General features: G+C 71.9%; 22 protein-coding genes and 1 other RNA gene. 4 read left to right on the top strand and 19 right to left on the bottom strand.

The window, feature by feature from the left end:
* Positions 1–141 precede the first annotated feature (141 nt).
* The 14 genes from lpxC to mraZ all read right to left on the bottom strand — a co-directional run bounded on the left by lpxC (position 142) and on the right by mraZ (position 16046).
* Complete coding sequence (gene lpxC / locus QFW80_RS12360; RefSeq protein WP_280602284.1) at positions 142–1050, bottom strand: UDP-3-O-acyl-N-acetylglucosamine deacetylase; 909 nt, start codon at positions 1048–1050, stop codon at positions 142–144.
* Positions 1051–1400: 350 nt separating this feature from the next.
* Complete coding sequence (gene ftsZ / locus QFW80_RS12355) at positions 1401–2642, bottom strand: cell division protein FtsZ (protein WP_280602283.1); 1242 nt, start codon at positions 2640–2642, stop codon at positions 1401–1403.
* 126 nt (positions 2643–2768) lie between these two features.
* Positions 2769–4004: a cell division protein FtsA gene (gene ftsA / locus QFW80_RS12350; RefSeq protein WP_280602282.1), complete on the bottom strand. Its 1236-nt coding sequence runs from the start codon at positions 4002–4004 to the stop codon at positions 2769–2771.
* Positions 4001–4855, bottom strand: coding sequence for a cell division protein FtsQ/DivIB (locus tag QFW80_RS12345; RefSeq protein WP_425603571.1), 855 nt, complete (start codon positions 4853–4855; stop codon positions 4001–4003). The genes ftsA and QFW80_RS12345 overlap by 4 nt, the downstream gene beginning before the upstream one ends.
* Entirely contained in the window at positions 4852–5829 is a 978-nt protein-coding gene (locus QFW80_RS12340; RefSeq protein WP_280602281.1) for a D-alanine--D-alanine ligase, read from the bottom strand. The genes QFW80_RS12345 and QFW80_RS12340 overlap by 4 nt, the downstream gene beginning before the upstream one ends.
* Entirely contained in the window at positions 5826–7274 is a 1449-nt protein-coding gene (gene murC, locus QFW80_RS12335; RefSeq protein ID WP_280602280.1) for a UDP-N-acetylmuramate--L-alanine ligase, read from the bottom strand. The genes QFW80_RS12340 and murC overlap by 4 nt, the downstream gene beginning before the upstream one ends.
* On the bottom strand, positions 7271–8611 hold the full coding sequence (gene ftsW / locus QFW80_RS12330) for a putative lipid II flippase FtsW (RefSeq protein WP_280602279.1): 1341 nt from the start codon (positions 8609–8611) through the stop codon (positions 7271–7273). The genes murC and ftsW overlap by 4 nt, the downstream gene beginning before the upstream one ends.
* Positions 8611–9696, bottom strand: coding sequence for a phospho-N-acetylmuramoyl-pentapeptide-transferase (gene mraY, locus QFW80_RS12325; protein ID WP_280602278.1), 1086 nt, complete (start codon positions 9694–9696; stop codon positions 8611–8613). The genes ftsW and mraY overlap by 1 nt, the downstream gene beginning before the upstream one ends.
* Positions 9686–11074, bottom strand: a complete 1389-nt coding sequence (locus QFW80_RS12320; protein ID WP_280602277.1) for a UDP-N-acetylmuramoyl-tripeptide--D-alanyl-D-alanine ligase — start codon at positions 11072–11074, stop codon at positions 9686–9688. Before QFW80_RS12320 ends, mraY begins: the two co-directional genes overlap by 11 nt.
* Positions 11071–12552 carry a UDP-N-acetylmuramoyl-L-alanyl-D-glutamate--2,6-diaminopimelate ligase gene (locus QFW80_RS12315; protein WP_280602276.1) on the bottom strand — a complete coding sequence of 494 codons (1482 nt, stop codon included), beginning with the start codon at positions 12550–12552 and terminating at the stop codon, positions 11071–11073. Before QFW80_RS12315 ends, QFW80_RS12320 begins: the two co-directional genes overlap by 4 nt.
* An 8-nt stretch (positions 12553–12560) precedes the next feature.
* Positions 12561–14390: a peptidoglycan D,D-transpeptidase FtsI family protein gene (locus tag QFW80_RS12310; RefSeq protein WP_280602275.1), complete on the bottom strand. Its 1830-nt coding sequence runs from the start codon at positions 14388–14390 to the stop codon at positions 12561–12563.
* Entirely contained in the window at positions 14387–14650 is a 264-nt protein-coding gene (ftsL, locus tag QFW80_RS12305) for a cell division protein FtsL (protein WP_280602274.1), read from the bottom strand. Before ftsL ends, QFW80_RS12310 begins: the two co-directional genes overlap by 4 nt.
* Positions 14647–15603 (bottom strand): 16S rRNA (cytosine(1402)-N(4))-methyltransferase RsmH, encoded by a 957-nt coding sequence (gene rsmH, locus QFW80_RS12300; protein ID WP_280602273.1) that lies wholly within the window; start codon positions 15601–15603, stop codon positions 14647–14649. The genes ftsL and rsmH overlap by 4 nt, the downstream gene beginning before the upstream one ends.
* Entirely contained in the window at positions 15600–16046 is a 447-nt protein-coding gene (gene mraZ / locus QFW80_RS12295) for a division/cell wall cluster transcriptional repressor MraZ (RefSeq protein ID WP_280602272.1), read from the bottom strand. The genes rsmH and mraZ overlap by 4 nt, the downstream gene beginning before the upstream one ends.
* Positions 16047–16391: 345 nt before the next feature.
* Between mraZ and QFW80_RS12290 the strand changes: the two genes are divergently transcribed.
* Positions 16392–17207, top strand: a complete 816-nt coding sequence (locus QFW80_RS12290; protein WP_280602271.1) for a metalloregulator ArsR/SmtB family transcription factor — start codon at positions 16392–16394, stop codon at positions 17205–17207.
* A 149-nt stretch (positions 17208–17356) separates the two neighbouring features.
* Here the strand turns inward: QFW80_RS12290 and rnpB are convergent.
* Together rnpB and rsmI are read right to left on the bottom strand one after the other, a co-directional pair.
* Positions 17357–17726: RNase P RNA component class A (gene rnpB, locus QFW80_RS12285), an RNA gene on the bottom strand.
* Positions 17727–17813: 87 nt separating this feature from the next.
* A complete protein-coding gene (gene rsmI / locus QFW80_RS12280) occupies positions 17814–18659 on the bottom strand; it encodes a 16S rRNA (cytidine(1402)-2'-O)-methyltransferase (protein WP_280602270.1) in 846 nt (281 codons plus the stop codon).
* A gap of 65 nt (positions 18660–18724) precedes the next feature.
* Here rsmI and QFW80_RS12275 point away from each other — a divergent pair, with 65 nt between their 5' ends.
* From QFW80_RS12275 to QFW80_RS12265, 3 genes are read left to right on the top strand one after another with little or no spacing between them, the layout of a single operon-like run.
* Positions 18725–19897: a penicillin-binding protein activator gene (locus QFW80_RS12275; RefSeq protein ID WP_280602269.1), complete on the top strand. Its 1173-nt coding sequence runs from the start codon at positions 18725–18727 to the stop codon at positions 19895–19897.
* Position 19898: 1 nt separating this feature from the next.
* A complete protein-coding gene (locus QFW80_RS12270) occupies positions 19899–20261 on the top strand; it encodes a YraN family protein (protein WP_280602268.1) in 363 nt (120 codons plus the stop codon).
* A 21-nt stretch (positions 20262–20282) separates the two neighbouring features.
* A complete protein-coding gene (locus QFW80_RS12265; protein ID WP_280602267.1) occupies positions 20283–21473 on the top strand; it encodes a MalY/PatB family protein in 1191 nt (396 codons plus the stop codon).
* 322 nt (positions 21474–21795) lie between these two features.
* Here QFW80_RS12265 and thiL read toward each other — a convergent pair whose 3' ends face one another.
* The 3 genes from thiL to ribH all read right to left on the bottom strand — a co-directional run bounded on the left by thiL (position 21796) and on the right by ribH (position 23751).
* Positions 21796–22737 (bottom strand): thiamine-phosphate kinase, encoded by a 942-nt coding sequence (thiL, locus tag QFW80_RS12260; RefSeq protein ID WP_280602266.1) that lies wholly within the window; start codon positions 22735–22737, stop codon positions 21796–21798.
* Positions 22738–22825: 88 nt separating this feature from the next.
* Complete coding sequence (gene nusB / locus QFW80_RS12255; protein ID WP_280602265.1) at positions 22826–23287, bottom strand: transcription antitermination factor NusB; 462 nt, start codon at positions 23285–23287, stop codon at positions 22826–22828.
* Positions 23284–23751, bottom strand: coding sequence for a 6,7-dimethyl-8-ribityllumazine synthase (gene ribH / locus QFW80_RS12250; RefSeq protein ID WP_280602264.1), 468 nt, complete (start codon positions 23749–23751; stop codon positions 23284–23286). The genes nusB and ribH overlap by 4 nt, the downstream gene beginning before the upstream one ends.
* Between the last annotated feature and the right edge of the window lie 23 nt (positions 23752–23774).

Below are 23774 nucleotides of genomic sequence, written 5' to 3'. Positions count from 1 at the left end.
AGGTGCGTCATCCGGGGCGGATCACGCGCGCCGGCCGGCCCGCGAGGGCGGCGAACCGCTGTGAAATGGCGAGTGCCACGTCGCTCGGCCGCGGAGTCTCCGGGGCCGCCAACCGTGGCCGCGGGCGCCAGCCCTTGACGGTCAGGCCGTCAGCGGCGCGCCGTACGCGACCGGCGCGGGTGCGGCCTGCGGGAAGGTGATTTCTTCCCAGGCGCCGCGATCGGCCAGCAGCGCGCGCACCAGCTTGTTGTTGAGCGCGTGGCCGGACTTGTAGCCCTCGAAGGCCCCCAGGATCGGGCGCCCGGCCAGGTACAGGTCGCCCACGGCGTCGAGGATCTTGTGGCGCACGAACTCGTCGGCGTAGCGCAGGCCGTCGTCGTTGAGCACCCGGAACTCGTCGAGCACGATCGCGTTGTCCATCGAGCCGCCGAGGCCGAGGTTGCGCTCGCGCATGTATTCGAGGTCGCGCATGAAGCCGAACGTGCGCGCGCGGCTGACCTCGCGGATGTAGGCCTCGGTGGAGAACTCGATCTGTGCGCGCGACTGCGACTTGGGAATCGCGGGGTGGTTGAAATCGACGGTGAATCCGAGGCGGTAGCCGGCATGCGGTTCGAAACGCGCGATCTTGTCGCCCTCGCGCACCTCGACCGGGCGGGTGATGCGGATGAAGCGCTTGGGCGCGTCCTGCTCCACGATCCCCGCCGACTGCAGCAGGAACACGAACGGACCGGACGAGCCGTCCATGATCGGCACCTCGGCCGCGGACAGCTCGACGTACAGGTTGTCGATGCCAAGCCCCGCCAGCGCCGACATCAGGTGCTCGACCGTCTGCACGTTGGCGCCCTCGCGGCTCAGGCCCGTGCACAGGGTGGTTTCGCTCACCAGCTCGCCGGCCGCCGGGATCTCGACCACCGGCTCGAGGTCCACGCGCCGGAACACGATGCCGGTCTCGGGCGCGGCCGGGCGCAGCGTGAGGAACACCTTCTCGCCGCTGTGCAGGCCCACGCCGGTAGCGCGGATCACGTTCTTGATGGTGCGTTGCTGCGACATCGGGTCACGGCCTGTGGCGGACGGGGCTCCCCGGATGGGGGCAACGGCGCAGATTATCACCCTGCGCCCTGAACTGAACGAAAGCAGGGCGGTGCGACGCTGTGTCCGAAAAATCCGCCGCGCCGGGCCGGCCGCGGCGGTGGAATCGGACATTGCGCGGCCATGGTGGCGTCATCGGGCGTGCAAGGATCTCCCGTTCCCGGCTGGATCGATGGCGCGCCGCGAAGGACCCCTACGCGCCTCCGCTGCCCCCACCCGCCTTCGGCCCCTTCCCCCCGCGAGCGGGGAAGGGAATGCAGAGTGCGCAGACCGGGAGGTCAGCAGAGGGACGCCGGGGAACGGCGCGGAGGTCAGTCCGCCTGGCGGCGCAGGAAGGCCGGGATGTCGAGGTAGTTGCTGTCCCCGAAATCGGCCACCTGCGGCGCGGCGGTGGTGTCGCCCGATGCGCTGCTGCGGCCGCGCAGGCCCGCGGCGATGCTGCTGCCCGGGTTGAACGCCTCGGTGGTGTCCTCGACGAACATGCCGGTGGTCCCGTCGCGCTTGCCGGTGTTGATCAGCTGCACGTGCGGGCGGCGCGCGACGGCGTCGGTCTGCACGTGGTCGGCGTGGCGGCCGCTGTGGCGCACGGCCGCGCGGTTGAGGCCGGTGGCCACCACGGTCACGCGCACGTCGTCGGCCATGTCCGGGTCGAGCACGGTGCCGATGACGATGGTCGCGTCCTCGCTGGCGAAGTTCTCCACCGTGCGGCCGACTTCGTCGAACTCGCTCATGGTGAAGTCCGGGCCGGCGGTGATGTTGACCAGGATGCCGTTGGCGCCGGCCAGGTTGACGTCGTCGAGCAGCGGGTTCTGGATCGCCGCCTCGGCCGCGGCCTGGGCGCGGTCGTCGCCGCGGGCATGGCCGGTGCCCATCATCGCCAGGCCCATCTCGGACATGACGGTGCGCACGTCGGCGAAGTCGACGTTGATCAGGCCCGGGCGCACGATCAGGTCGGCGATGCCCTGCACCGCGCCCAGCAGCACGTCGTTGGCGGCGCGGAAGGCCTGGATCATGGTCGCGTTGCGGCCGAGCACGGTGATCAGCTTCTCGTTCGGGATCGTGATCAGCGAGTCGCAGTGCGCCGACAGGTCCTCGATGCCCTTGAGCGCCACCTGCATGCGGCGGCGGCCCTCGAACGGGAACGGCTTGGTGACCACGGCGACGGTCAGGATGCCCATCTCCTTGGCCAGCTGCGCGACCACGGGCGCCGCGCCGGTGCCGGTGCCGCCGCCCATGCCGGCGGTGATGAACACCATGTCGGCGCCCTGCAGCGCGTCCATGATGATCTCGCGATCCTCGAGCGCGGCCTGGCGGCCGACTTCGGGGTTGGCGCCCGCGCCCAGGCCCTTGGTGACATTGGTGCCGAGCTGCAGCTGCAGCTTCGCGCCGCAGTTCTTGATCGCCTGCGAGTCGGTGTTGGCGGTGATGAACTCCACGCCGTCCACGCTGCTGCCGACCATGTGCGCGACCGCGTTGCCGCCGCCGCCGCCCACGCCGATCACCTTGATCACGGCGTTGGGAGCCATCTTTTCCACGAGTTCGAAATGTGCCATGTCCTTGTCCTCTCTAGTTATTGATTGTCGTGTCGTGCCGGGGTGCCGCAAACCACTGAAAAATCACACGTCGCCTTCGTCGTCGTCTCGTCCTGTCGCCGCGCGCGTCGCAGGTCCGGGGGCGCATCAGAACTCGCCCCGGAACCAGTTGCCCATCTTCTTGAGCAGGCTGCCCGCCTTGCCGGCCGGCAGGGACGGACGTCGCGGATGTTCGATCTGGCTGCCCATCAGCAGCAGGCCCACGCCGGTGGCGTGGACCGGGTTGTTCACCACTTCGCCCAGGCCGGTGACGTGCTGCGGGATGCCCACGCGCACCGGCATCTGCAGCATTTCCTCGGCCAGTTCGACCACGCCTTCCATCTTCGCGGCGCCGCCGGTGAGCACCATGCCCGCGCGCACGTGCTGCTCGAAGCCCGAGCGGCGCAGTTCGGCCTGCACCATCTCGAAGATCTCCTCGTAGCGCGCCTGCACCGCCTGCGCCAGCGACTGCCGCGGCAGGCGGCGCGGCGGACGGTCGCCCACGCTCGGCACCTGGATCGATTCCTCGCTCGTCGCCAGCTGCGCCAGCGCGCAGGCGTAGCGGACCTTGATCTGCTCGGCCTCGGGCGTGGGCGTGCGCAGCATGTGCGCGATGTCCTCGGTGACCTTGTCGCCGGCGATCGGCAACGACGCGGTGTGGCAGATCGCGCCGTGCACGAACACCGCCAGGTCCGTGGTGCCTGCGCCCATGTCCACGAGCACCACGCCCAGTTCGCGCTCGTCGCCGGTCAGCACCGCGGTGCTGGAGGCCAGCGACGACAGCACCAGGTCGTCGATCGACAGCCCGCAGCGCTGCACGCACTTGCTGATGTTGGCCGCGGCCGACTGCGCGCACACCACCAGGTGCGCCTGCACCTCCAGCCGCACGCCGGTCATGCCGACCGGGTTGCGGATGCCTTCCTGGGAGTCGTCGAGCACGTACTCGCGCGGGATCGCGTGCAGGATCTTCTGGTCGGCCGGGATCGCGACCGCCTTCGCCGCGTCGAGCACGCGGTCGAGGTCGGCCCAGGTCACCTCGCCGTCGCGGATCGGCACGATGCCGTTGGAGTTGCGGCACTGCACGTGGTTGCCGGAGATCGAGGCGTAGACGCTGCGGATCTCGCAGCCGGCCATCAGTTCGGCCTCCTCCACCGCACGCTGGATCGACTGCACGGTCGATTCGATGTCGACCACCACGCCGCGCTTGAGTCCGCGCGATTCATGGCTGCCGATGCCGATCACCTCGATCGGGTTGCCCGGCGAGTACTCGCCGACCAGCGCCACCACTTTCGAGGTGCCGATGTCGAGGCCGACGATGAGGGCCTTGTCGCCTTTGCGGTTCATGTGCTGGAGCCGGAAACGGGGAATCGGGGGACGGGGTTCGCGTTCGGGCGCGGGACGAGCGCCTCGCCGTGCGGCGACGACGCGAGCCGCGCGAGCGCCGCGGCGGGGGCGGCGGGCACGTCGACCCCGCCGGAGGCATCGCCATCGGCGCCGGGCGTCGCCCATTCGAGCGCGAAGCCGTTGGTGTAGCGCAGGTCGGCGCGGCGCAGGGGCTGCGGCGCGCGCGCCAGCAGCTGGGGCAGCACGCGGGCGAAACGCTGCAGGCGCAGCCGCGCTTCCTGGCTGCCGACCGTCACCTCGACGCCGTTGTCGAGCACGAGCGACCAGCTGTCGCGACGGTCCAGCGCGAGCTTCGCGATGGCGAACCCGCCGGGGACGAACAGCTCGCGCGCTTCGTTGTACAGCGCCACCACGTCCGGCACGCGGGCGTCGGGGCCCTGCAGTTCCGGCAGGCCGGCCGGGACTTCGATCCCCTCGACCGGGAACAGGCGGCCCTGCTCGGACAGCAGGCGGTCGCTGCCCCAGCGCGCGAACGGGCGATGCTCGACGATGCGCACCTCCAGCACGTCCGGCCACAGCTTGCGCACCTCGGCGTGCTCCACCCAGGGCAGGCGCGCGACGGCGGTCTGCGCCTGGTCGAGCCGCACGGCGAAGAAGCCGGCCGAGGCGTGCGGCAGCAGCACTTCGCGCAGCCGCGCCGGATCGACGCGCTCCAGGCCTTCGGTCACGCGCAGGGTGCGCAGCGGCCAGCGCTCGGCGCCGATCCAGCCGTTGACCAGCGCCACCACCGGCAGCGCGACCAGCGCGATCGCCATGGCCCAGGTCACCACCTGGAGCGTGCGGCGGATCATGCGGCGCCTCCGGCCGATGCGACGCCGGTGGCCATGGTCTGCTCGAGCACGCGCCAGCACAGTTCGGCGTAGTCGATGCCCATCTGCGCGGCCGCCTTGGGCACCAGCGAATGGCTGGTCATGCCCGGCGCGGTGTTGACCTCGATCAGCTGCAGGCCGCGCGTGCGGTCGCGCATCAGGTCGACCCGGCCCCAGCCGCTGCAGCCGGCGGCGGCGAAGGCGCGCAGCGCCAGCGCGCGTGCGCCCTCTTCCTCCGTGCCTTCCAGCCCGGGGCAGATGTACTGCGTGTCGTCGGCGATGTACTTGGCGTGGTAGTCGTACCACGCGCCGGCGGGCACGATGCGGATCGAGGGCAGCGCGAGCTCGCCGAGAATGGCGACCGTGTATTCGTCGCCCTGCACCATCTGTTCGGCGAGCAGTTCGCCCGCGTAGCCGGCGGCGAATTCAAGTGCGGGCGCCAGGTCGTCCTCGGCGAGGATCCGGAACACGCCCACGCTGGAACCTTCGCACGAGGGCTTCACGAACACCGGGAAGCCGAGCTCGCGCACCGCCGCGCGCAGGTCGCCGCCCGGCGGGACGCGCACGAAGCGCGGCGTCGGCAGGCCTTCGGCCATCCACACCTGCTTGGTCCGCACCTTGTCCATGGTCAGCGCGCTGCCGAGCACGCCGGGGCCGGTGTACGGCACGCCGAGCGCCTCGAGCAGGCCCTGCACCACGCCGTCCTCGCCGCCGCCCCGGTTGCCGTGGAGGATGTTGAAGACGCGGTCGATGCGACCGGCGCGGATGGCGTCGACCAGCGCGGGAATGCCGTCGACCGGCTGCGCGTCCACGCCGCGCGCGCGCAGCGCGTCGAGCACGCCCTGCCCCGACTGCAGCGACACCTCGCGTTCGGCGCTGGTGCCGCCCATCAGCACGGCGACGCGCCCGAACGCGGCCGGGTCGGTGATGCGCAGGGCGGGCACGGCGGCGGTCATCGCGCGCCCTCCGGGAAGCCGTCGCGCGCCAGCTGCTGCGCGGCGTGGCCGATGTCGCCGGCGCCCATCATCAACAGCAGGTCGCCGTCCTGCAGCACGTCGGGCAGCACCTCGCGCAGTTCCTGCGCGCTGCCGACCACCACCGGATCGATGCGGCCGCGGGCACGGATCGCGCGCGCCAGGGCCTTGGCGTCGGCGCCGGCGATCGGCGCCTCGCCGGCCGGGTACACCTCGGTCAGTATCAGCGCGTCGACGTCCGAGAGAACAGCGGCGAAATCGTCGAACTGGTCGCGCGTGCGCGAGTAGCGGTGCGGCTGGAACGCGACCACCAGGCGCCGGTCCGGCCAGCCGCCACGCGCGGCGTCGAACACCGCCGCGAGCTCCTTCGGGTGGTGGCCGTAATCGTCCACCAGCTGCACCTGCGCCCCCTGCGCGGTGCGCAGCGAGGCCAGCAGGTTGAAGCGGCGGCCGATGCCCTGGAACTTCTCCAGCGCCGCGGCGATGGCGGCCGGTTCGACGCCCAGCTGCCAGCCGATGGCGGCCGCCGCGAGCGCGTTGAGCACGTTGTGGCGGCCGGGAAGCGCCAGCGTCACCGGCGTGCGCGAGCCGTCGGGGAGGCACAGGGTGAAGCGCATCGCCGCGCCGTGCTGGGCGACGTCTTCGGCGCGCACGTCGGCGCTCTCGCGCAGGCCGTAGGTCATCGCGTGCCGCGGCATGTCCTGCGCCAGCGTCGCCACTTCCGGATCGTCGATGCACAGCACGGCCAGGCCATAGAACGGCAGCCGGTGCAGGAATTCGGAGAACGCGGCCTGGACCCGGGCGAAGTCGCCGCCGTAGTTCTCCAGGTGGTCGGCATCGATGTTGGTGACCACCGCGATCAGCGGATTCAGCCGCAGGAAGCTGCCGTCGCTCTCGTCGGCTTCCGCCACCAGCCAATCGCCGCTGCCCAGGCGCGCATTGGCGCCCGCGGCCAGCAGCTGGCCGCCGATGACGAAGGTCGGATCCAGTCCGCCCTCGCCCAGCACGCTCGCGGTCAGCGAGGTGGTGGTGGTCTTGCCATGGGTCCCGGCGACCGCGATGCCGCGACGGAAACGCATCAGCTCGGCCAGCATCTCCGCGCGCGGCACGACCGGGATGCGCTGCGAGCGCGCTTCCATCAGCTCGGGGTTGTCGGGCCGGATCGCGCTGGAGACCACCACGCAGTCGGTGCCCAGCACGTTGGCCGCCGAGTGCCCGCGGTGCACGGTGGCGCCGAGCCCGGCCAGCCGGCGCGTGGTCGCGCTGTCGGCGGTGTCCGAGCCGGACACCTTGTAGCCCAGCGTGCACAGCACCTCGGCGATGCCGCTCATGCCGGCGCCGCCGATGCCGACGAAATGCACGCGCGAAAACGACCGGGCGATGCCCTCCTTGGTGATCTCGCGCGCGGCGAGCAGGCGCCGGATCATGCATTCCTCCCGAAGCTGCCGAGCGTGGGTTCGATCCGCGGCCGCAGGCGGCTGGTGCCGAGCGCACCGGCGACCGCGGCCGGCGGCGGCTGGGTGGTCGGCGGCGGCGCGGGCGAGGACTCGCCGGGGCCCGGACGCGCACCCTCGCCGCGCAGGCGCGCGACCTGGCGCTGCGCGCGGTCGAGTTCGAACGACACCCGCAGCAGCAGGCCGATCGCCACGCAGGTCATCATCACGCTCGAGCCGCCCGACGAGATCAGCGGCAGGGTCAGGCCCTTGGTCGGCAGCAGGCCGAGGTTGACGCCCATCGAGACCAGGCTCTGCAGGCCGATCATCAGCGCCACGCCGAAGGCGACGTAGCCGGCGAAGTGGCGCCGCATCTCCACGCAGCGGTATCCGATCCACAGCGCGCGGCCGACCAGCGCGGCGAACAGCGCCACCACGGCCACCAGGCCGACGAAGCCCAGCTCCTCGCCGATCACCGAGAAGATGAAGTCGGTGTGCGCCTCGGGCAGATAGGACAGCTTCTGGATCGACCCGCCCAGGCCGACGCCGGTGAGCTCGCCGCGACCGATCGCCATCAGCGCGTTGCTCAGCTGGTAACCGGCGCCGAGCTGGTCTTCCCAGGGGTTCCAGAACGAGGTGATGCGGCGCAGGCGGTAGGGCTCGATCACCGCCACCGCGACCAGCGCCGGCAGCAGCAGCAGCACCGGCAGCATCATCCGCTTCAGGTGCCCGCCGCCGAGCACCAGCATGCCGGCGGTGACCGCGAGCAGCATCGTCGCCGAGCCGAAGTCGGGCTGCGCCAGCAGCAGGATCACCAGCAGCGTCGCCACGCCGATCGGCTTGAGCATCGCGCCCCAGGTGGCGTTGACGTCGTCGCGGAAGCGCACCAGGTAGCTCGCCAGCCACACCAGGTAGAGGATCTTCACCGCCTCGACCATCTGGAAGTTCGACACGCCGAGGTTCACCCAGCGCCGGGCGCCGTTGACCGTGTGCCCCAGCCCCGGCACGAACACCATCAGCAGCATCAGCACGCACGCGCCGAGCAGCGCCTGCGGGTACTTCTCCACCAGCTTCAGATCGGTGCGCATCACCAGCGCGCACAGGCCGATGCCCACGCCCAGGAACACCACGTGGCGGACGAGGAAGTAGAACGGGCCCTGGCCGAGGTTCTCGGCCACGGCGATCGAACTCGATGCCACCATCACCACGCCGAACGCGGCAATGGCCAGCGCGATCGCGACCAGCCAGCCGTCGTAGCGGCCGTCGATCGCATCCAGCCGCGTCGCCTGGCGGCCACCTTCGAACGCGCGATAGTCGGCGGTCACGGCCATCAGCGCACCTTCAGCGTGGCCAGCCCGACCAGCACCAGGATCACCGAGATGATCCAGAAGCGCACGATCACGCGGGGCTCGGGCCAGCCCTTGAGTTCGAAGTGGTGGTGGATGGGCGCCATCCGGAACACGCGCCTGCCGGTCAGCTTGAAGCTGGCGACCTGGATCATCACCGACAGCGTTTCGATAACGAAGATGCCGCCCATGATCACCAGCACCAGCTCCTGGCGGACGATCACGGCCATGGTGCCGAGCACCGCGCCCAGCGCCAGCGCGCCGATGTCGCCCATGAACACCATCGCCGGATAGGTGTTGAACCACAGAAAGCCCAGGCCCGCGCCGGCGATGGCCGCGCAGATGATGATCAGCTCGCCCGCGCCCGGCACGGGCGGGATCTGCAGGTAGCGCGAGAACTCGGCATGGCCCGAGGCGTAGGCGAACACGGCGATGCCGCCGGCCACCAGCACCGTGGGCATGATCGCCAGGCCGTCGAGGCCGTCGGTGAGGTTGACCGCGTTGGAGAAGCCGACGATCCAGAAATAGGCGATCGCCACGAAGCCGATCCCGGCCAGCGGCAGCGCCACCGACTTGAACAGCGGCACGTAGAACGTGGTCGCCGCCGGCACGTCGGCATACAGGTACAGGTACAGCCCGGCGGCCAGGCCGAAGATCGACTGCAGCAGGTATTTCCAGCGCGACTTCAGGCCGTTGGGATCGCGCTTGACGATCTTGATCCAGTCGTCGTACCAGCCGATCGCGCCGAAGGCGAGCATCACCAGCAGCACCACCCACACGTACTTGTTGCGCAGGTCGCCCCACAGCAGCACCGAAGCGGTGATCGTGAACAGGATCAGCGCGCCGCCCATCGTCGGCGTACCGGCCTTGGAGAAGTGCGACTGCGGCCCGTCCTGCCGGATGGGCTGGCCGCCCTTGTACTGGGCGAGCCTGCGGATCACCGCCGGGCCCCACCACAGCGACAGCAGCAGCGCCGTCAGCGCGGCGAGGATGCCCCGGAAGGTGAGGTAGCCGAACAGCCCGAACAGGCCTTCGAGCTGCTGCAGCCAGCGGGTGAGTTCAAGCAGCATCCGGTGTCCCCTGTTCCGGCAGCAGCGCGGCGACCACGCGATCCATCGCGCTGCCGCGCGAGCCCTTGACCAGCAGGCGCACGCCCGCATGCAGGTCGACGCGCAGCGCGTCGACCAGCGCTTCGTGCCCGTCGAAGTGGCGCGCGCCTTCGCCGAAGGCCTCGACTGCCGCCGCGCTCAGCGGGCCGACGGCGTACAGCCGGCCGATGCCGGCCCGGCGCGCGCGGCGGCCGGCCTCGGCGTGCAGCGCGACCGCGTCCTCGCCCAGTTCGCGCATGTCGCCGATCACCAGCCAGCGCTCGGTGCCGGTGGCGGCCAGGGTGTCGATCGCGGCGTTGAGCGAACCGGGGTTGGCGTTGTAGCTGTCGTCGATCAGCACCGCGCCGTTGGCCAGGCGGTGGCGCACCAGGCGGCCCTTGACCGGCTCGGCGGCCGACAGCGCGCCGGCGATCGTCGCCAGCGGAATGTCCAGCGCGAGCGCGATCGCGGACGCGGCCAGCGCATTGGCGATGTTGTGGCGCCCGGGCAGAGGCAGCACGACATCGGTATTGCCGACGGGCGTGACCAGGGTGAAGCGCGAGCCTTCGTCGTCGAGGCGGATGTCGCGTGCGGTCACGTCGGCGCTGGCTTCCAGTCCGAAGCGCAGCAGGCGCCGGCCGTGCGCGCGCTCGGCGAAGTACGGGGCGAAGGCGTCGTCCGCGTTGATCACCGCCACCCCGTCGTGCGGCAGCGCGTCGTAGATCGCGGCCTTGGTGTCGGCGATGCCGAGCAGGCTCTGCATCCGCTCCAGGTGCGCCGGCGCGATGTTGTTGACCACCGAGATGTCAGGGCGCGCGATCGCGGTCAGGTACGCGATGTCGTTGTGCTTGCCGGCGCCCATCTCGTAGATCGCCACGTCCGCATCGTCCGGCGCGTCGATCACCGCCAGCGGCAGGCCGATCTCGTTGTTGCGGTTGCCGGGATTGGCATAGGCCTTCATCGCGCGGGCGGCGATCGCCAGCGTGAGCTGCTTGACGCTGGTCTTGCCGTTGCTGCCGGTGATGCCGACCACCTTGCCGCGGCGCGCGTGCTGCAGGGCCGCCGCCAGCGACGCCAGCGCGCGCTCGGTCTCGGCGACCACCACCTGCGGCAGCGGCACGTCGACCTCGCGCGAGACCAGCGCGGCGCGCGCGCCCTGCGTGGCCGCGGCGGCAACGTGGTCGTGGCCGTCGAAGTTCGGGCCCTTGAGGGCGATGAACAGCGCCGCGCGGCCGTCGCGCGCATCGAGCGTGCGGGTATCGGTCTCGACCGCGTCGATCAGCAGGTCGCCGGCCTCGCCGACGGCGTGCAGCCGGCCGTTGGTCCACTGGGCGATGCGCGAGAGCGGCAGCGGGTTCATGCGGCCGCTCCGGCGCCGGCCGCAGAGGCCTGCAGTGCCTCGCGCGCGACCACGCTGTCGTCGAAGGGATGCTGCACGCCGGCGATTTCCTGGTAGGTCTCGTGCCCCTTGCCCGCGACCAGCACGATGTCGCCGGCGCGGGCGCGGCCGATCGCGCCGGCGATGGCTGCGCGGCGGTCGCGCTGCACCTTCACGCGCTCGGGCTGTTCGAACCCGGCCATGATCCCGGCCACGATCGCGTCGCCGTCCTCGCCGCGCGGGTTGTCGTCGGTCACCACCACCTCGTCGGCCAGGCGTTCGGCGATCGCGGCCATCTGCGGGCGCTTGCCGGTGTCGCGCTCGCCGCCGCAGCCGAACACGCACACCAGGCGCCCGCGCAGGTGGCCGCGCAGCGACTGCAGCGCCTGCTCCAGCGGATCGGGCTTGTGCGAGTAGTCGATCACCACCAGCGGCCGGTCGCCGCCGCCGAGCCGGTTCATGCGGCCGGGAATCGGCGCCAGCCGGCCGAGCACGTTGGCGATGGCCTCGGCCGCGTGGCCGAGCGCGTGCAGCACGCCCGCCACCACCAGCAGGTTGTCGATGTTGAAGCGGCCCAGCAGCGGCGAGGCCACGCGGTGGGTGGCGCCGCCCAGGTGCAGGTCGAACGCGATGCCGTCCGCATCCAGGGTCACGCCGGTGGCGCGCACCTGCGCATCGTCGGCGCCGCGCTCGCTCGTACCGATCGCCTGCAGCCCGGCGGGCAAGGTGGCGAACAGCCGGCGCCCATAGGCATCGTCCAGGTTCACCACCGCCGCTTGCAGGCCCGGCGTGGCGAACAGCTTCGCCTTGGCCGCGCCGTAGGTCTCCATGTCGCCGTGGTAGTCGAGATGGTCGCGGCTGAGGTTGGTGAACACGCCGACCGCGAAATGCACCTGGTCCACGCGGCCCTGGTCGAGGGCGTGCGAACTCACTTCCATCGCCACCGCCTGCGCGCCGGCGTCGGCGAGTTCGGCCAGCAGCGCATGGGTCTGCAGCACCAGGGGCGTGGTGAAGCCGGTGGCGCGTGCCTGCCCGTACAGCCCGGCGCCGAGCGTGCCGATGGTGCCGCAGCGCACGCCGCACAGTTCCAGCGCCTGCGCCAGCAGCTGCACGGTCGAGGTCTTGCCGCTGGTGCCGGTCACGCCGATCGTCGTCATGCGCGCCGAGGGACGGCCGTGGAACGTGTCGGCCATCGTGCCCATGCGCGCGCGAAGTCCGGGCACCGCGATCGCGCCGGCCGGCGGCGCGGGTACCTCGGCCGGCACCGGCGGCTCGAACAGGATCGCGCTGGCGCCGGCGGCGGCGGCCTGCGTCGTGAAATGCAGGCCATGGGTGCCGAAGCCGCCTATCGCCACGAACGCATCGCCCGCGCGCACGTCGCGGCTGTCCAGCACCAGGCCGGACACGACCACGTCCTCGGGCACGCCGGCCACGTCGGGCAGCAGCTGCGTCAGCGGCATGGCGCGGCTCACTGCAGCGCCCTCGCGGCGGCGCCGGACACCGTGGCGCGCGGCGCGGCCGAGGCCTGCGCCTTCGCCCGCTTCGCTTCCTCGGCGGCCTGCGCGGCCAGCCAGGTCTCGATGTCGTCCGGCGGCACGTCCATCAGCCGCAGCGCGCCTTCCATCACCCGCGCGAACAGCGGCGCGGACACGTAGCCGCCGCCGTAGGTCGATCCGCCCGCGGACGGATCGGGATCGTTGACCACCACCGTGACCGCGAAGCGCGGCCGCTCCACCGGCACCAAGCCGGCGAAATAGGCGATGTAGCGGCGCGAATAGCCGCCGCCGGAGGACTTGCGCGCGGTCCCGGTCTTGCCGGCGACGTGGTAGCCCAGGATCGCCGCGCGCGTGGCGGTGCCGCCGGGCTCGGTGACGGTCTGCATCATCCGCATCACTTCGGCGGCGACGCGCGGATCGAGCACCTGCTGCGATTCGCCGCTGTGGCCGCCCTTGACGAAGGTCGGCGTCACCGCGCGGCCGCCGTTGCCGAGCGTGGCGTAGGCGCGCGCGATCTGCAGCGGCGTGACCGAGATGCCGTAGCCGTACGACAGCGTCTGCTTGGTGGTGCCGAACCAGCTGTCGGGCGTCGGGAAGATGCCGGCGGCCTCGCCCGGGAACCCGCTGCCGGTGCTCGCGCCGTAACCGAAACGGCGCAGGAACGCGTCGAACTCGCGGTCCGGCAGCATGTGCACGATCTTCGACACGCCGACGTTCGAGCTCTTGGTGATGATGCCGGTGGTGTCGAGCACGCCGTAGTTCTTGAAGTCGCTGGTGCGGTAGCGGCCGTTCGCGATCCAGCCCGGGCTGGTGTTGAACCGGGTGGTCGGCGTGATCACGCCGGCTTCCAGCGCCGCCGCGACGGTGAGCGGCTTCATCGTCGAACCGGGCTCGAGCAGGTCGGTGACGGCGCGGTTGCGGTAGGCGTCGCGGTTCTCGCCGCTGACCTTGTTGTTGTTGTACGAAGGCAGGTTCGCCATCGCCAGCACTTCGCCGGTGGCCACGTCCAGGATCACCACCGAGCCGCTGGCCGCGCCGGTCTCGAGCAGGGTGCGCTTGAGCTCGCGGTAGGCCAGGAACTGGATCCGGCGGTCGATGCTCAGCACCAGGTCCTTGCCCGGTTCGGCGGGGCGGAGCAGGTCCACGTGCTCGACGATGCGCCCGTGGCGGTCGCGGATCACCTTCTGCGCGCCCGGGGTCCCGCTCAGCCAGTCGTCGAACGCGAGCTCCACGCCCTCCTGGCCCTGGTCGTCGACGTTGGTGAAGCCGAGCACGTGCGCGACCGCCTCGCCCTGTGGGTAGAAGCGGCGGAACTCGCGCTGCGCGAACACGCCGGGGATCTTCAGCGCCAGGATCTTCTGCGCGACCGCCGGATTGATCCGGCGATGTCGCGGGACGTACATGAATTCCTTGTCCTTGCGCTGCGAGACGTAGCGCGCGAGGTAGTCGGCCGGCAGGCCGGTCGCCTCGGCCAGGCGCGCGACCGCGGCCGGATTGTTGGCCAGCTCCTGCGGGTTGGCCCACAGCGACTCCACCGGCGAGGACACCGCCAGCGGCTCGCCGTTGCGGTCGGTGATCATCCCGCGCGAGGTCGGGATCGGCACCTCGCGCAGGAAGCGCGCGTCCGCCTTGCGCTGGTAGAACGCGTTGTCCACCAGCTGCAGGTCGACCGCGCGCACCACCAGCGCCACCGCGCACAGGCCGAGCGCACCGCCGACCAGCATCAGCCGGCCGCGCAGGTTGAACTGCGCGCGCGGCCGCGGCTTCTTGGCCGATCCACCCGCGGTGCGCACGAACCTCATGGCCGCACCACCACGATCTCGCCCGGGCCCGGGAACTTCATGCCCAGGCGGGTGCGCGCGACCTGGTCGATGCGGTTGCTTTCCGACCACGTCGCCTGTTCCAGCTGCAGCCGGCCGAACTCGATGTTCAGCTCGTCGCGCGCGTGCTCCAGCCGCGTGAGCTGCACGTACAGCTCGCGGTGCTGGTGGCGCGCGTGCACCACCGCGATCGCCGAGATCACGGCCGCGATCACCAGCACGATCACCGCGATCCGGGTCATGGACGCGCCTCCGGCGCCGGCAGCTTCTCGGCCACGCGCAGCACCGCGCTGCGCGCGCGCGGATTGGCGGCCAGTTCGTCGGCGTCCGCCTTGCCGGCATCGCCGATCGCGCGCAGGGTCGGCACGAAGCCGGTCGCCTCGGGCAGGCGGCGGTTGCCGGGCGGGGCCTTGGCGTGCGCGGCGATGAAGCGCTTGACGATCCGGTCCTCGAGCGAATGGAAGCTGATCACCGCCAGCCGGCCGGCGGGGCGCAGCGCGTCGTGAGCGGCGGCCAGGCCGTGTTCCAGGTCCTCGAGCTCGCGGTTGACGTGGATGCGGATGGCCTGGAACGAACGCGTGGCCGGATGGATGTCGTGGCGCCCGCGCGGCACCACCGACGCGATCAGCTCGGCCAGTTCGCCGGTGCGCGTCAGCGGCGCGGTGGCGCGGCGGGCGACGATCGCGCGCGCGATGCGGCGGCTCATGCGTTCCTCGCCGTAGGTCCACAGCACGTCGGCGATCTCGCGCTCGTCGGCGCGCGCCAGCCACTGCGCCGCGCTCTCGCCGGCGTCGGGATCCATGCGCATGTCGAGCGGGCCGTCCTTGCCGAAGCTGAAGCCGCGTGCGGCGACGTCGAGCTGGGGCGAGGACACGCCGAGGTCGAGCAGCACGCCGTCGAGACCCGCCGAAGCCGCGTCCCAGCCGCCCATGCCGGCGAAGCTGCCGCGCCGGATCGCGACGCGCGCGTCGCCACGGAACTCGCGTTCCGCCACCGCGATCGCTTCGGGATCCTTGTCCATCAGCAGCAGCCGGCCTCCTGCGCCCAACCGTTGCAGCACGCCGCGCGCGTGACCGCCGCGCCCGAACGTGCCATCCAGATACGTTCCGTCCTCGACCACGCGCAGCCCTTCCATGACCTGCTCGAACATCACCGGAAGGTGCGCGGACCGGACCTCCGCGCCCCCGTCCGTCACAACTGCAGTTCGACCAGGTCGTCGCCCAGATCGGCATCGCCCAGCGTCTGCCTGATCTGCGCGAGGTGCGCCTGCTCGCTCCAGAGTTCGAACTTCTCGCCCATGCCCACCAGCACGGCCTTCTTCTCGATGCCGACGGCATTGCGGTGGCTGGCGGGAATGCCGATGCGCCCGTTCGCGTCGGGCTCGACGAAGGTCGCCGCGCCGACCAGCTTCAGCTGCAGCTGGCGGTTGACCGAGCGCGTGCGCGGCAGCGCGTTGACCTGGTCGCGCACGCGCTCCCAGACCGGCTGCGGGTAGAGGTAGAGGCTGCCGGACTCGAACGGGTTGTAGGTGACCACCAGGCGGTTGCCGCCCGCGTCGGCGACAAGATCCCGGTAGCTGGTCGGGATCGCCAGCCGGCCCTTGTCGTCGATCGTGATGGCGGTCTCGCCCTGGAACACCACTGCCTGCCCGGATGTGCCCGTCTTCGGCGGGCTTCAGTCTCGGAAAACCACCAAAATCCCGGTTTCCCCACGAAGCGCCACCTTATGACCCGTCCCGAACGATGTCAACAGCTTTGGCGTGCAAATTTCATTAATCGGCTCAATGACTTGCGCGATAGTTCACAGACTTGTTCAAGCCTTATCCACAAGCTGCTGATTCGTCTCAAATTTTGAGATTCGCGAGCTGGCGGCACCGATTCGCGATCCCGGGCCGGCCTGCCCGAGCCCGTGGTCGAAGGGCCTGCACGGCCCCGTTCAACCAGTCGGTTGATTGTTGGCGCCGGGTTGTGGATAGTCAATCCGATGGACGATCCCGCGCTACCTGCCGACGGCCTGCCCCTGGATGGGGTGTTCCACGCCCTGTCCGATCCCACCCGACGCGCCATGCTGCGTGCCCTTGCGGCCGGCCCGCACAGCGTGGGCGCGCTGGCGGCCCCGTTCGAGATCTCGCTGGCGGCCGCCTCCAAGCATGTGCGGGCGCTCGAACGCGCCGGCCTGCTGGCGCGCCAGGTGCAGGGACGCACGCATCGCTGCACACTGCAGGCCGGCGGCCTGGCCCGGGCCGCGGCCTGGCTGCGGGGCTGCGCGCCGCCAGCGCCCCCCGCTCCACCAGACCCGGCCCCGTGCCGGACCCCGGGAGACCTTCCGATGGCACTGACGCAGGACCCGGTGGCGCGCGCCACCATGCTCATCCGCCGGCCGCCGGCCGAGGTCTACGCCGCGTTCGTCGATCCCGCGGTCACCACGCGGTTCTGGTTCAGCCGCGCCAGCGGGCCGCTGGTGCCGGACGCCACCGTGACCTGGCACTGGGACGACTACGGCGCATCGGGCGAGGTGCGGGTGGTCGCGCTGGAACCGGGGGAGCGGATCGCCATCGAATGGCCAACGCCGGTGGAATGGCGCTTCACTCCGCATGGCGACGACGCGACGTTCGTCGCCATCACCGCGTCCGGCTTCGAGGGCAGCGACGACGAGAAGGTGGCGCAGGCGCTCGATTCGACCGAAGGCTTCAACCTGGTCGTGGCGGCCTGCAAGGCCTGGCTCGAACACGGAATCGACCTGCGCCTGGTCGCGGACAAGGCGCCGGACGCGCACGTGGGCGCGGCCGCTCGCGCCTGAGGCAGGCAGGCCCTGCAGGACACAGTTGCGCCGTCGCGGGCGACCACAGGTCGGGGGCGGCGCTCGCGGTTCACATCGGCCATCACGACGCATCCGGCCCGGCAACCGCCGCAAGCTGTCGCGGCGGCGCTGCAGGCGGCGGAATAAGGTGGCGGAGCCGGCCTGTAAGCCGGGTTCTGTCGTGGACAGTCATTCCTCTAGGCGCATCGTCACCGATACGCTCGAGCGACCTACCCGGAGACACCGCGGGCCACGGCATCGTCTCCCTATTTGGTCTTGCTCCCGGTGGGGTTTGCCGTACCGGCCTGTTGCCAGGCTCGCGGTGCGCTCTTACCGCACCATTTCACCCTTGCCACGCCTCCTGCCGCTCCTTGCGGAGTTGCCGGAGCGTTCGGCGGTATCTTTCTGTTGCACTTTCCGTCGGCTCGCGCCGCCCAGGGGTTACCTGGCACCGTGCCCTGTGGAGCCCGGACTTTCCTCGGCATCCGCAAGGGATGACGCGACTGCCCGGCCGACTCCGCCGCGGCCATTGTCGCACGCGGGTCGGGGCGCGGCTGAACTGCCGCGGCGTCCACCTGCGTCGGGGCGTGCGCGTGCCGCGTCCCCCTACCCGCCGTACAGCGCCTTGCGCGGCGCGCCGGTGATCTCGGCCGCCAGCCTTGCCGCCGTGGACGGGGGCAGGTGCGCGGCGAGCAGTGCGTAGACGCGGCGTCCTTCGGCCAGCCGCGCACCGTCGTCGTCGTCGCCCGCGCCTTCCACCAGCACCACGAACTCGCCACGCCGCTGGTCCGGATCGGCCTCGACCCGCTCGCGCAGTGCCGCGAGGGTTCCGTCCAGCACGGTTTCGAACAGCTTGGTCAGCTCGCGCGCCACCACCGCGCATCGCCCGTCGCCGAAGGCCTGCTCGGCATCGGCCAGCATCTCGCCGATCCGGTGCGAGGACTCGAAGAACACCAGCGTGCGCGGTTCGCCGGCGAGCGCCGCCAGCCGTTCGCGGCGGGCCGCGGCCTTCGCCGGCAGGAAGCCTTCGAACGCGAAGCGGTCGCTCGGCAGCCCGGCCACGCTCAGGGCCGCGACCGGGGCGCTCGGCCCTGGCACGGGACTGACGCGGATGCCCGCCGCGCGCGCCGCGCGCACCAGCCGGAAGCCCGGATCGCTCACCAGCGGCGTCCCGGCATCGCTGACCAGCGCCAGCGAATCGCCGGCCTGCAGTCGTTCGACCAGACGCTGCGCCATCGCGTCCTCGTTGTGCTCGTGCAGCGCGACCAGCGGCGTGTCGATGCCGGCCTGGGCGAACAGCTGCCGCGTGTGCCGGGTGTCCTCGGCGCACACCGCGGCCACGTCGCGCAGCACCTGCTGCGCGCGTGGCGACAGGTCGCCCAGGTTGCCGATCGGCGTGGCGACCACGTGCAGCACGCCTGCGGTGCGCGTCGGAGGTGAAGCGGCTGGCATCGTCTCTCCACGGCCGGGACGGTAGAATCCGACCATTCTCCACCGCGGAGCCGGCGATGCGGCAAATGTCGAAAGCGATCCTGTGTGCGGCCCTGCTGGCCACGCTGGCCGGCTGCGCTTCGGTCCAGGTCAGCGGCCCGGTGCAGCAGCCCGATGCCGCGCCGGAGCCGGTGGTCAACCCCCACTGGCGTTTCGACCCCGCGCGCGCGCCTGCAGACCGCGACGGCTACCGCCCGCCGCGCAAGCTGGCCGTGCTGCTGCCGATGACCGGGCAGCTCGCCACCGCCGCAGGCCCCGTGCGCGACGGCCTGCTCGCCGGCTATTACGGCGAACGCCGCGAGAAGCCCGAACTGGCCTTCTACGACACCGCCGGCACGCCGGGCGGCACGATCGCCGCGCGCGACCGGGCGATCGCCGAGGGTGCGGACCAGATCGTCGGTCCGCTCGGCCGCGACGGGGTCTCGGCGCTGTTCGGCTCCCCGCAGTCGGTTCCGGTGCTGGCGCTCAACCGCGGCAACGTGGCGCCGCCGGAGAACGCGGGCGATTTCTCGCTGGCACCCGAGGACGAAGGCACCGCCGCCGCGACCTACGCGCTGGCACGCAACGCGCGCCGCGTGCTGGTGCTGAGCAATGGCGACGACCACGCCCAGCGCAGCGTGCAGGCGTTCCGCACCGCGCTGGAAGCAGGCGGCGGCGAAATCGTGGGCACGCTGGCCATCGTCGGCGACACGCCCGGCGACCAGTCGGCCGCCCTGCGCGGCGCGGCGACGCGCGACGGCGGGGTGGACGCGGTGCTGATCGCGCTGCGCGGCAGCGAGGCGCGCGTGGTGGTCCCCCAGCTGTTCATCGCCGGCCTGGGCGACCGCCTGCGCCTGGCCACCTCGCAGCTGCTGTCGGGCACCGGCAACGCGTCCGAGGACCGCGCGCTGGACGGCATCGCCTTCGTCAGCGAAGCATGGACCACCGGCGGCCTGGCCGGCCTGCCCGCCCCGGCCTCGCTCGGCGCCGACCTGCCGACCGCGCGCGGACCAGCGGCGCGCCTGTTCGCGTTCGGCTACGACGCGTGGCTGCTGAGCGCGTACCTGCAGCACCTGGCCGAGCAGCCCGATGCCGCCATCGCCGGCGCCACGGGGCGGCTGTCGCTGGGTGCGGACGGGCGCGTGGTGCGGACCCCCGCGTGGGCGACCTTCAGCAACGGCCTGGTGGTGCCGCTGTCCGGTCCCGGCACCGGCGGCTGAGGTGCGGGCGCGCGGCGCGGAGGTCGAAGCCGCGGCCTGCGAGCACCTGCGCCGCGCCGGCCTGCGCCCGGTGGCCCGGAATGCGAATGCGCGCGTCGGTGAACTCGACCTGGTGATGCTCGACGGCGAGACCGTTGTCTTCGTGGAGGTCCGCTTCCGCGGCAGTTCGCGTTTCGGCGACGGCGCGGCGTCGATCGACGCGCGCAAGCGTCGTCGCCTGGTGCTGGCGGCGCGGCAGTTCCTCGCCACCCACCGCGCCCATCGCGATGCGCCGTGCCGGTTCGACGTGGTCGACGCCAGCGGCGATCCCGCCGCGCCCACCCTGCGCTGGCTGCGCGACGCCTTCCGCGCCGACGACTGCTGAATGAACGTCCCTGCCCCGCCCATGTCCACGCCAGAACACGACTACGACCGCATCGACGAAGCCGGCCTGCGCGGGGTCGGCGGCCTGAAATGGAGCGCGTTCCCCGACTGCATCGGCGCCTTCGTCGCCGAGATGGACTTCGGCCTCGCCGAACCGGTGGCGGCTGCCCTGCACGATGCGGTGTCGCGCGGGCGCAGCGGCTATCCCACGCCGGCGCTCACGCGCGAACTCGCGCGCGCCTGCGCCGACTGGCAGCAGTCGCGCTACGGCTGGGCCGTGGAGCCTTCGCGCATCCACGCCGTCGGCGACGTGCTCGGCGGGCTGGAGATCGTGCTCGAACACTTCCTGCCCGCAGGCGCGCCGGTGGTGCTGCCGACGCCCGCGTACATGCCGTTCCGCCCGCTGCTGGAATTGCACGGGCACCCCGTCATCGACGTGCCGCATGCCTGGCGCGACGGGCGCTGGGAGATGGATCTGGACGGCATCGACGCCGCGCTCGGAAGCGGTGCGCGGCTGGTGCTGCTGTGCAACCCGCACAACCCGCTCGGGCGCGTGTTCGGGTACGACGAGCTGCAGGCGCTGTCGGCGGTGGTCGAACGCCATGGTGCGCGCGTGTTCTCCGACGAGATCCACGCGCCGCTGGTGTACGCCGGCGCGCGCCACGTGCCCTACGCCAGCGTGTCCGAGGCCGCCGGGCGGCACGCGGTGGTCGCGGTATCGGCCTCCAAGGGCTGGAACCTCGCCGGCCTGAAGTGCGCGCAGCTGGTGTTCGCCGCCGACGACCTGCCGCGCTGGCGCGACATGGCGCTGGTCGCGGGACACGGCGTGTCGGGCCTGGGGATGATCGCCACGCTCGCCGCCTGGCGCGACGGCGGCGACTGGCTGGACCGGGTGCTGGAGTACCTCGACGGCAACCGCGCGCTGGTGGCGGAGTGGATGGCCCGGCACCGACCCGACGCGGTGTTCGCCCCGCCGCAGGGCACCTACCTGGCGTGGATCGACTGCCGCGACCTGACGCTGCCGTCCGACACCAGCGCGGGTGCGTACTTCCGCCGCCACGCGCGCGTCGCGCTCACTGATGGACTCGACTGCGGCGCCGCGGGCGCCGGCTTCGTGCGCCTGAACTTCGCCATGCCGCGTCCGCTGCTGCGCGAAACGCTCGCGCGGATGGCGCACGCGCTGGACGACCTGCGCAACGCGTCGCCCGGGTAAGCGCAGCGCATCCGGGTAGACGAATGATTGCAGTGCGATGCAGGCGTCCTGTACCGGAGCGACCCCGGATGCGCTCCGCTTATCCGGGCTCGGGACCCACGGCGCGGGATGGCGATTGCGCTTGCGCGCTTGGAACCGGGACTCGACTTGCGTCGTCGGTTCATCCTCGCGCGCACACCTGTCGCTCCAGCCGACGCGACACACGCGTAGCCCGGATAAGCGCAACGCATCCGGGTAGGCTAAGGATTCGGGTGCGATACAGGCCTCGTGTACCAGCGACCCCGGATGCGCTGCGCTTATCCGGGCTACGAGAATCGTTGGATCAGAAGTGCCTGAAGCCCTGCATCGCAGGCGCCCAGGACGTGCCGTCCGGGCGCCGGGCGCGCACCTCGCCCGAGCTGTCGATAGTACCGATGCGGGTGGCGGTCGCGTCCCCGGTGGCGGCGAGCGCGGCGGCGACCGCATCGCGATGCGCGGGCGGCGCGGTGAAGCACAGTTCGTAGTCGTCGCCGCCGGTCGCCTGCCACGGCCAGCGCAGCTCCGGCTTGAAGCGCGACAACGCGGGGGAAGCGGGCAGGCGGTCCAGCTCGATGCACGCGCCGACGCCACTGGCGGCGCAGATGTGGCCGAGGTCGGCGAGCAGCCCGTCGGACACGTCGATGCAGGCGCTGGCCAGGCCGGCCAGCGCGCGGCCGGCGGCGAGCCGCGGCTCCGGACGGTCGAGCCGCACCCGCAGTGCGCGATCGACCGCCGCGCCGGCCTGCAGCGCGGCCAGTGCGGCGGCGGCATCGCCCGGCGTGCCCGTGACCCACACGTCATCGCCCGGCGCCGCGCCCGCCCGGCGCAGCGCACGGCCGGGTGCGACCAGCCCGTGCGCGGTCACGCAGACCGACAGCGGACCGCGCGTGGTGTCGCCGCCCACCAGCGCCACCCGGTGGCGCGCGGCGAGCCCGAGGAATCCGTCGAGAAAGCCGTCGACGAATGCGGCCTGGCCCGAAGGCAGCGAGAGCGACAGCGTGCACCACGCCGGCTCCGCGCCCATCGCCGCGAGGTCGGACAGGTTCACCGCCAGGGCCTTCCAGCCGATGTCCGCCGGCGCCGTGTCCGGCGGGAAATGCACGCCCGCGTTGAGCGTGTCCATCGCCACCACCAGCTGGCGATCGGGCGGCACCTGCAGCAGCGCGGCATCGTCTCCGATGCCCAGGACCACGTCGTCGCGCGAGGGCGCGCGGTCGCGGATGCGGGCGATCAGGTCGAATTCCATGCGCGCATTCCTCGGGAGGGTCGACGCCGCCGGCGCATCGTCCCGCCGCCGCGCGGTCGCGGGTCCGCCGCCCGCCGGGGCGTCGGCGTCAGGAGCGCGCGGCCTGCACTTCCGGCGCGCGCCATTGCGCGGCGGCGTGGTCCAGCACGCCGTTGACGTAGGTGTGGCCGTGCTCGGAACCGAAACGCTTGACCGTCTTCAGCGCCTCGTCGATGACCACCCGGTACGGCACGTCGGGCCGGTGCTGCAGTTCGTAGGCGGCGATGCGCAGCATCGCGCGCTCGATCGGATCGACCTCGTCCACCGGCCGGTCGAGGAACGGCTGCAGGGCGGCATCCAACGCCTTGCGGTGGCTGCCCACGCCTCGCACCAGGTCCTCGAAATAGGCCAGGTCCGCGACCTCGTGCGCCTGCTCGTGGGCGAACTGCGCGATCGCGTTGCTCGCGTCCACCCCCGAGAGCTGCATCGCGTACACCGCCTGCAGCGCGCGCCGGCGCGAACGCGTGCGCGCGACCGGATCGACGCCGTCGCGACGCGGCGCGCGGGTCACGGCAGGGTCTCCAGCAGGTGCGCCATCTCGATCGCGACCAGCGCGCACTCCTCGCCCTTGTTGCCATGGCTGCCGCCTGCGCGGCGCTCGGCGTCCTCGTGCAGGTCGACCGCGAGTACGCCGTTGGCCACCGGCACGCCGTGGTCCAGCGCGACCCGCATCAGGCCTTCGCTGCAGCCATCGGCCACCTGTTCGAAATGGCGCGTGTCGCCGCGCACCACGCAGCCCAGGGCCACGATCGCGCGGTGCGCGCCACGCTCGGCCAGGCGACGCGCCGCCAGCGGCAGTTCCCAGGCGCCGGGCACGCGGACCACGTCGATCGCGTCCTCGGCCACGCCGTGGTCGGCGAAGGCCTTGCGCGCGCCGGCGACCAGCGCGTCGGTGATGCGCGGATTCCAGCGGCTGGCGATGATCGCGAAACGCGCGCCTTCGGTGGCGCGCAGGTCGCCTTCGTAGTGGCTCATGCCGGGGGAAGGACTCTGGAGGG

Origin of the sequence: Luteimonas rhizosphaericola, assembly GCF_029888045.1 — a bacterium.
Classification (GTDB): Bacteria; Pseudomonadota; Gammaproteobacteria; order Xanthomonadales; family Xanthomonadaceae; genus Luteimonas; species Luteimonas rhizosphaericola.
The sequence above is the reverse complement of the archived record's forward strand: the minus strand, read 5'-3'. Positions and strand labels throughout refer to the sequence as shown.

Coding starts and splice junctions, on each gene's coding strand:
- lpxC (WP_280602284.1), bottom strand. CDS start 1,050: ATGTCGCAGCAACGCACCATCAAGAACGTGATCCGCGCTACCGGCGTG.
- ftsZ (WP_280602283.1), bottom strand. CDS start 2,642: ATGGCACATTTCGAACTCGTGGAAAAGATGGCTCCCAACGCCGTGATC.
- ftsA (WP_280602282.1), bottom strand. CDS start 4,004: ATGAACCGCAAAGGCGACAAGGCCCTCATCGTCGGCCTCGACATCGGC.
- QFW80_RS12345 (WP_425603571.1), bottom strand. CDS start 4,855: ATGATCCGCCGCACGCTCCAGGTGGTGACCTGGGCCATGGCGATCGCG.
- QFW80_RS12340 (WP_280602281.1), bottom strand. CDS start 5,829: ATGACCGCCGCCGTGCCCGCCCTGCGCATCACCGACCCGGCCGCGTTC.
- murC (WP_280602280.1), bottom strand. CDS start 7,274: ATGATCCGGCGCCTGCTCGCCGCGCGCGAGATCACCAAGGAGGGCATC.
- ftsW (WP_280602279.1), bottom strand. CDS start 8,611: ATGGCCGTGACCGCCGACTATCGCGCGTTCGAAGGTGGCCGCCAGGCG.
- mraY (WP_280602278.1), bottom strand. CDS start 9,696: ATGCTGCTTGAACTCACCCGCTGGCTGCAGCAGCTCGAAGGCCTGTTC.
- QFW80_RS12320 (WP_280602277.1), bottom strand. CDS start 11,074: ATGAACCCGCTGCCGCTCTCGCGCATCGCCCAGTGGACCAACGGCCGG.
- QFW80_RS12315 (WP_280602276.1), bottom strand. CDS start 12,552: ATGCCGCTGACGCAGCTGCTGCCCGACGTGGCCGGCGTGCCCGAGGAC.
- QFW80_RS12310 (WP_280602275.1), bottom strand. CDS start 14,390: ATGAGGTTCGTGCGCACCGCGGGTGGATCGGCCAAGAAGCCGCGGCCG.
- ftsL (WP_280602274.1), bottom strand. CDS start 14,650: ATGACCCGGATCGCGGTGATCGTGCTGGTGATCGCGGCCGTGATCTCG.
- QFW80_RS12290 (WP_280602271.1), top strand. CDS start 16,392: ATGGACGATCCCGCGCTACCTGCCGACGGCCTGCCCCTGGATGGGGTG.
- rsmI (WP_280602270.1), bottom strand. CDS start 18,659: ATGCCAGCCGCTTCACCTCCGACGCGCACCGCAGGCGTGCTGCACGTG.
- QFW80_RS12275 (WP_280602269.1), top strand. CDS start 18,725: ATGTCGAAAGCGATCCTGTGTGCGGCCCTGCTGGCCACGCTGGCCGGC.
- QFW80_RS12265 (WP_280602267.1), top strand. CDS start 20,283: ATGTCCACGCCAGAACACGACTACGACCGCATCGACGAAGCCGGCCTG.
- thiL (WP_280602266.1), bottom strand. CDS start 22,737: ATGGAATTCGACCTGATCGCCCGCATCCGCGACCGCGCGCCCTCGCGC.
- ribH (WP_280602264.1), bottom strand. CDS start 23,751: ATGAGCCACTACGAAGGCGACCTGCGCGCCACCGAAGGCGCGCGTTTC.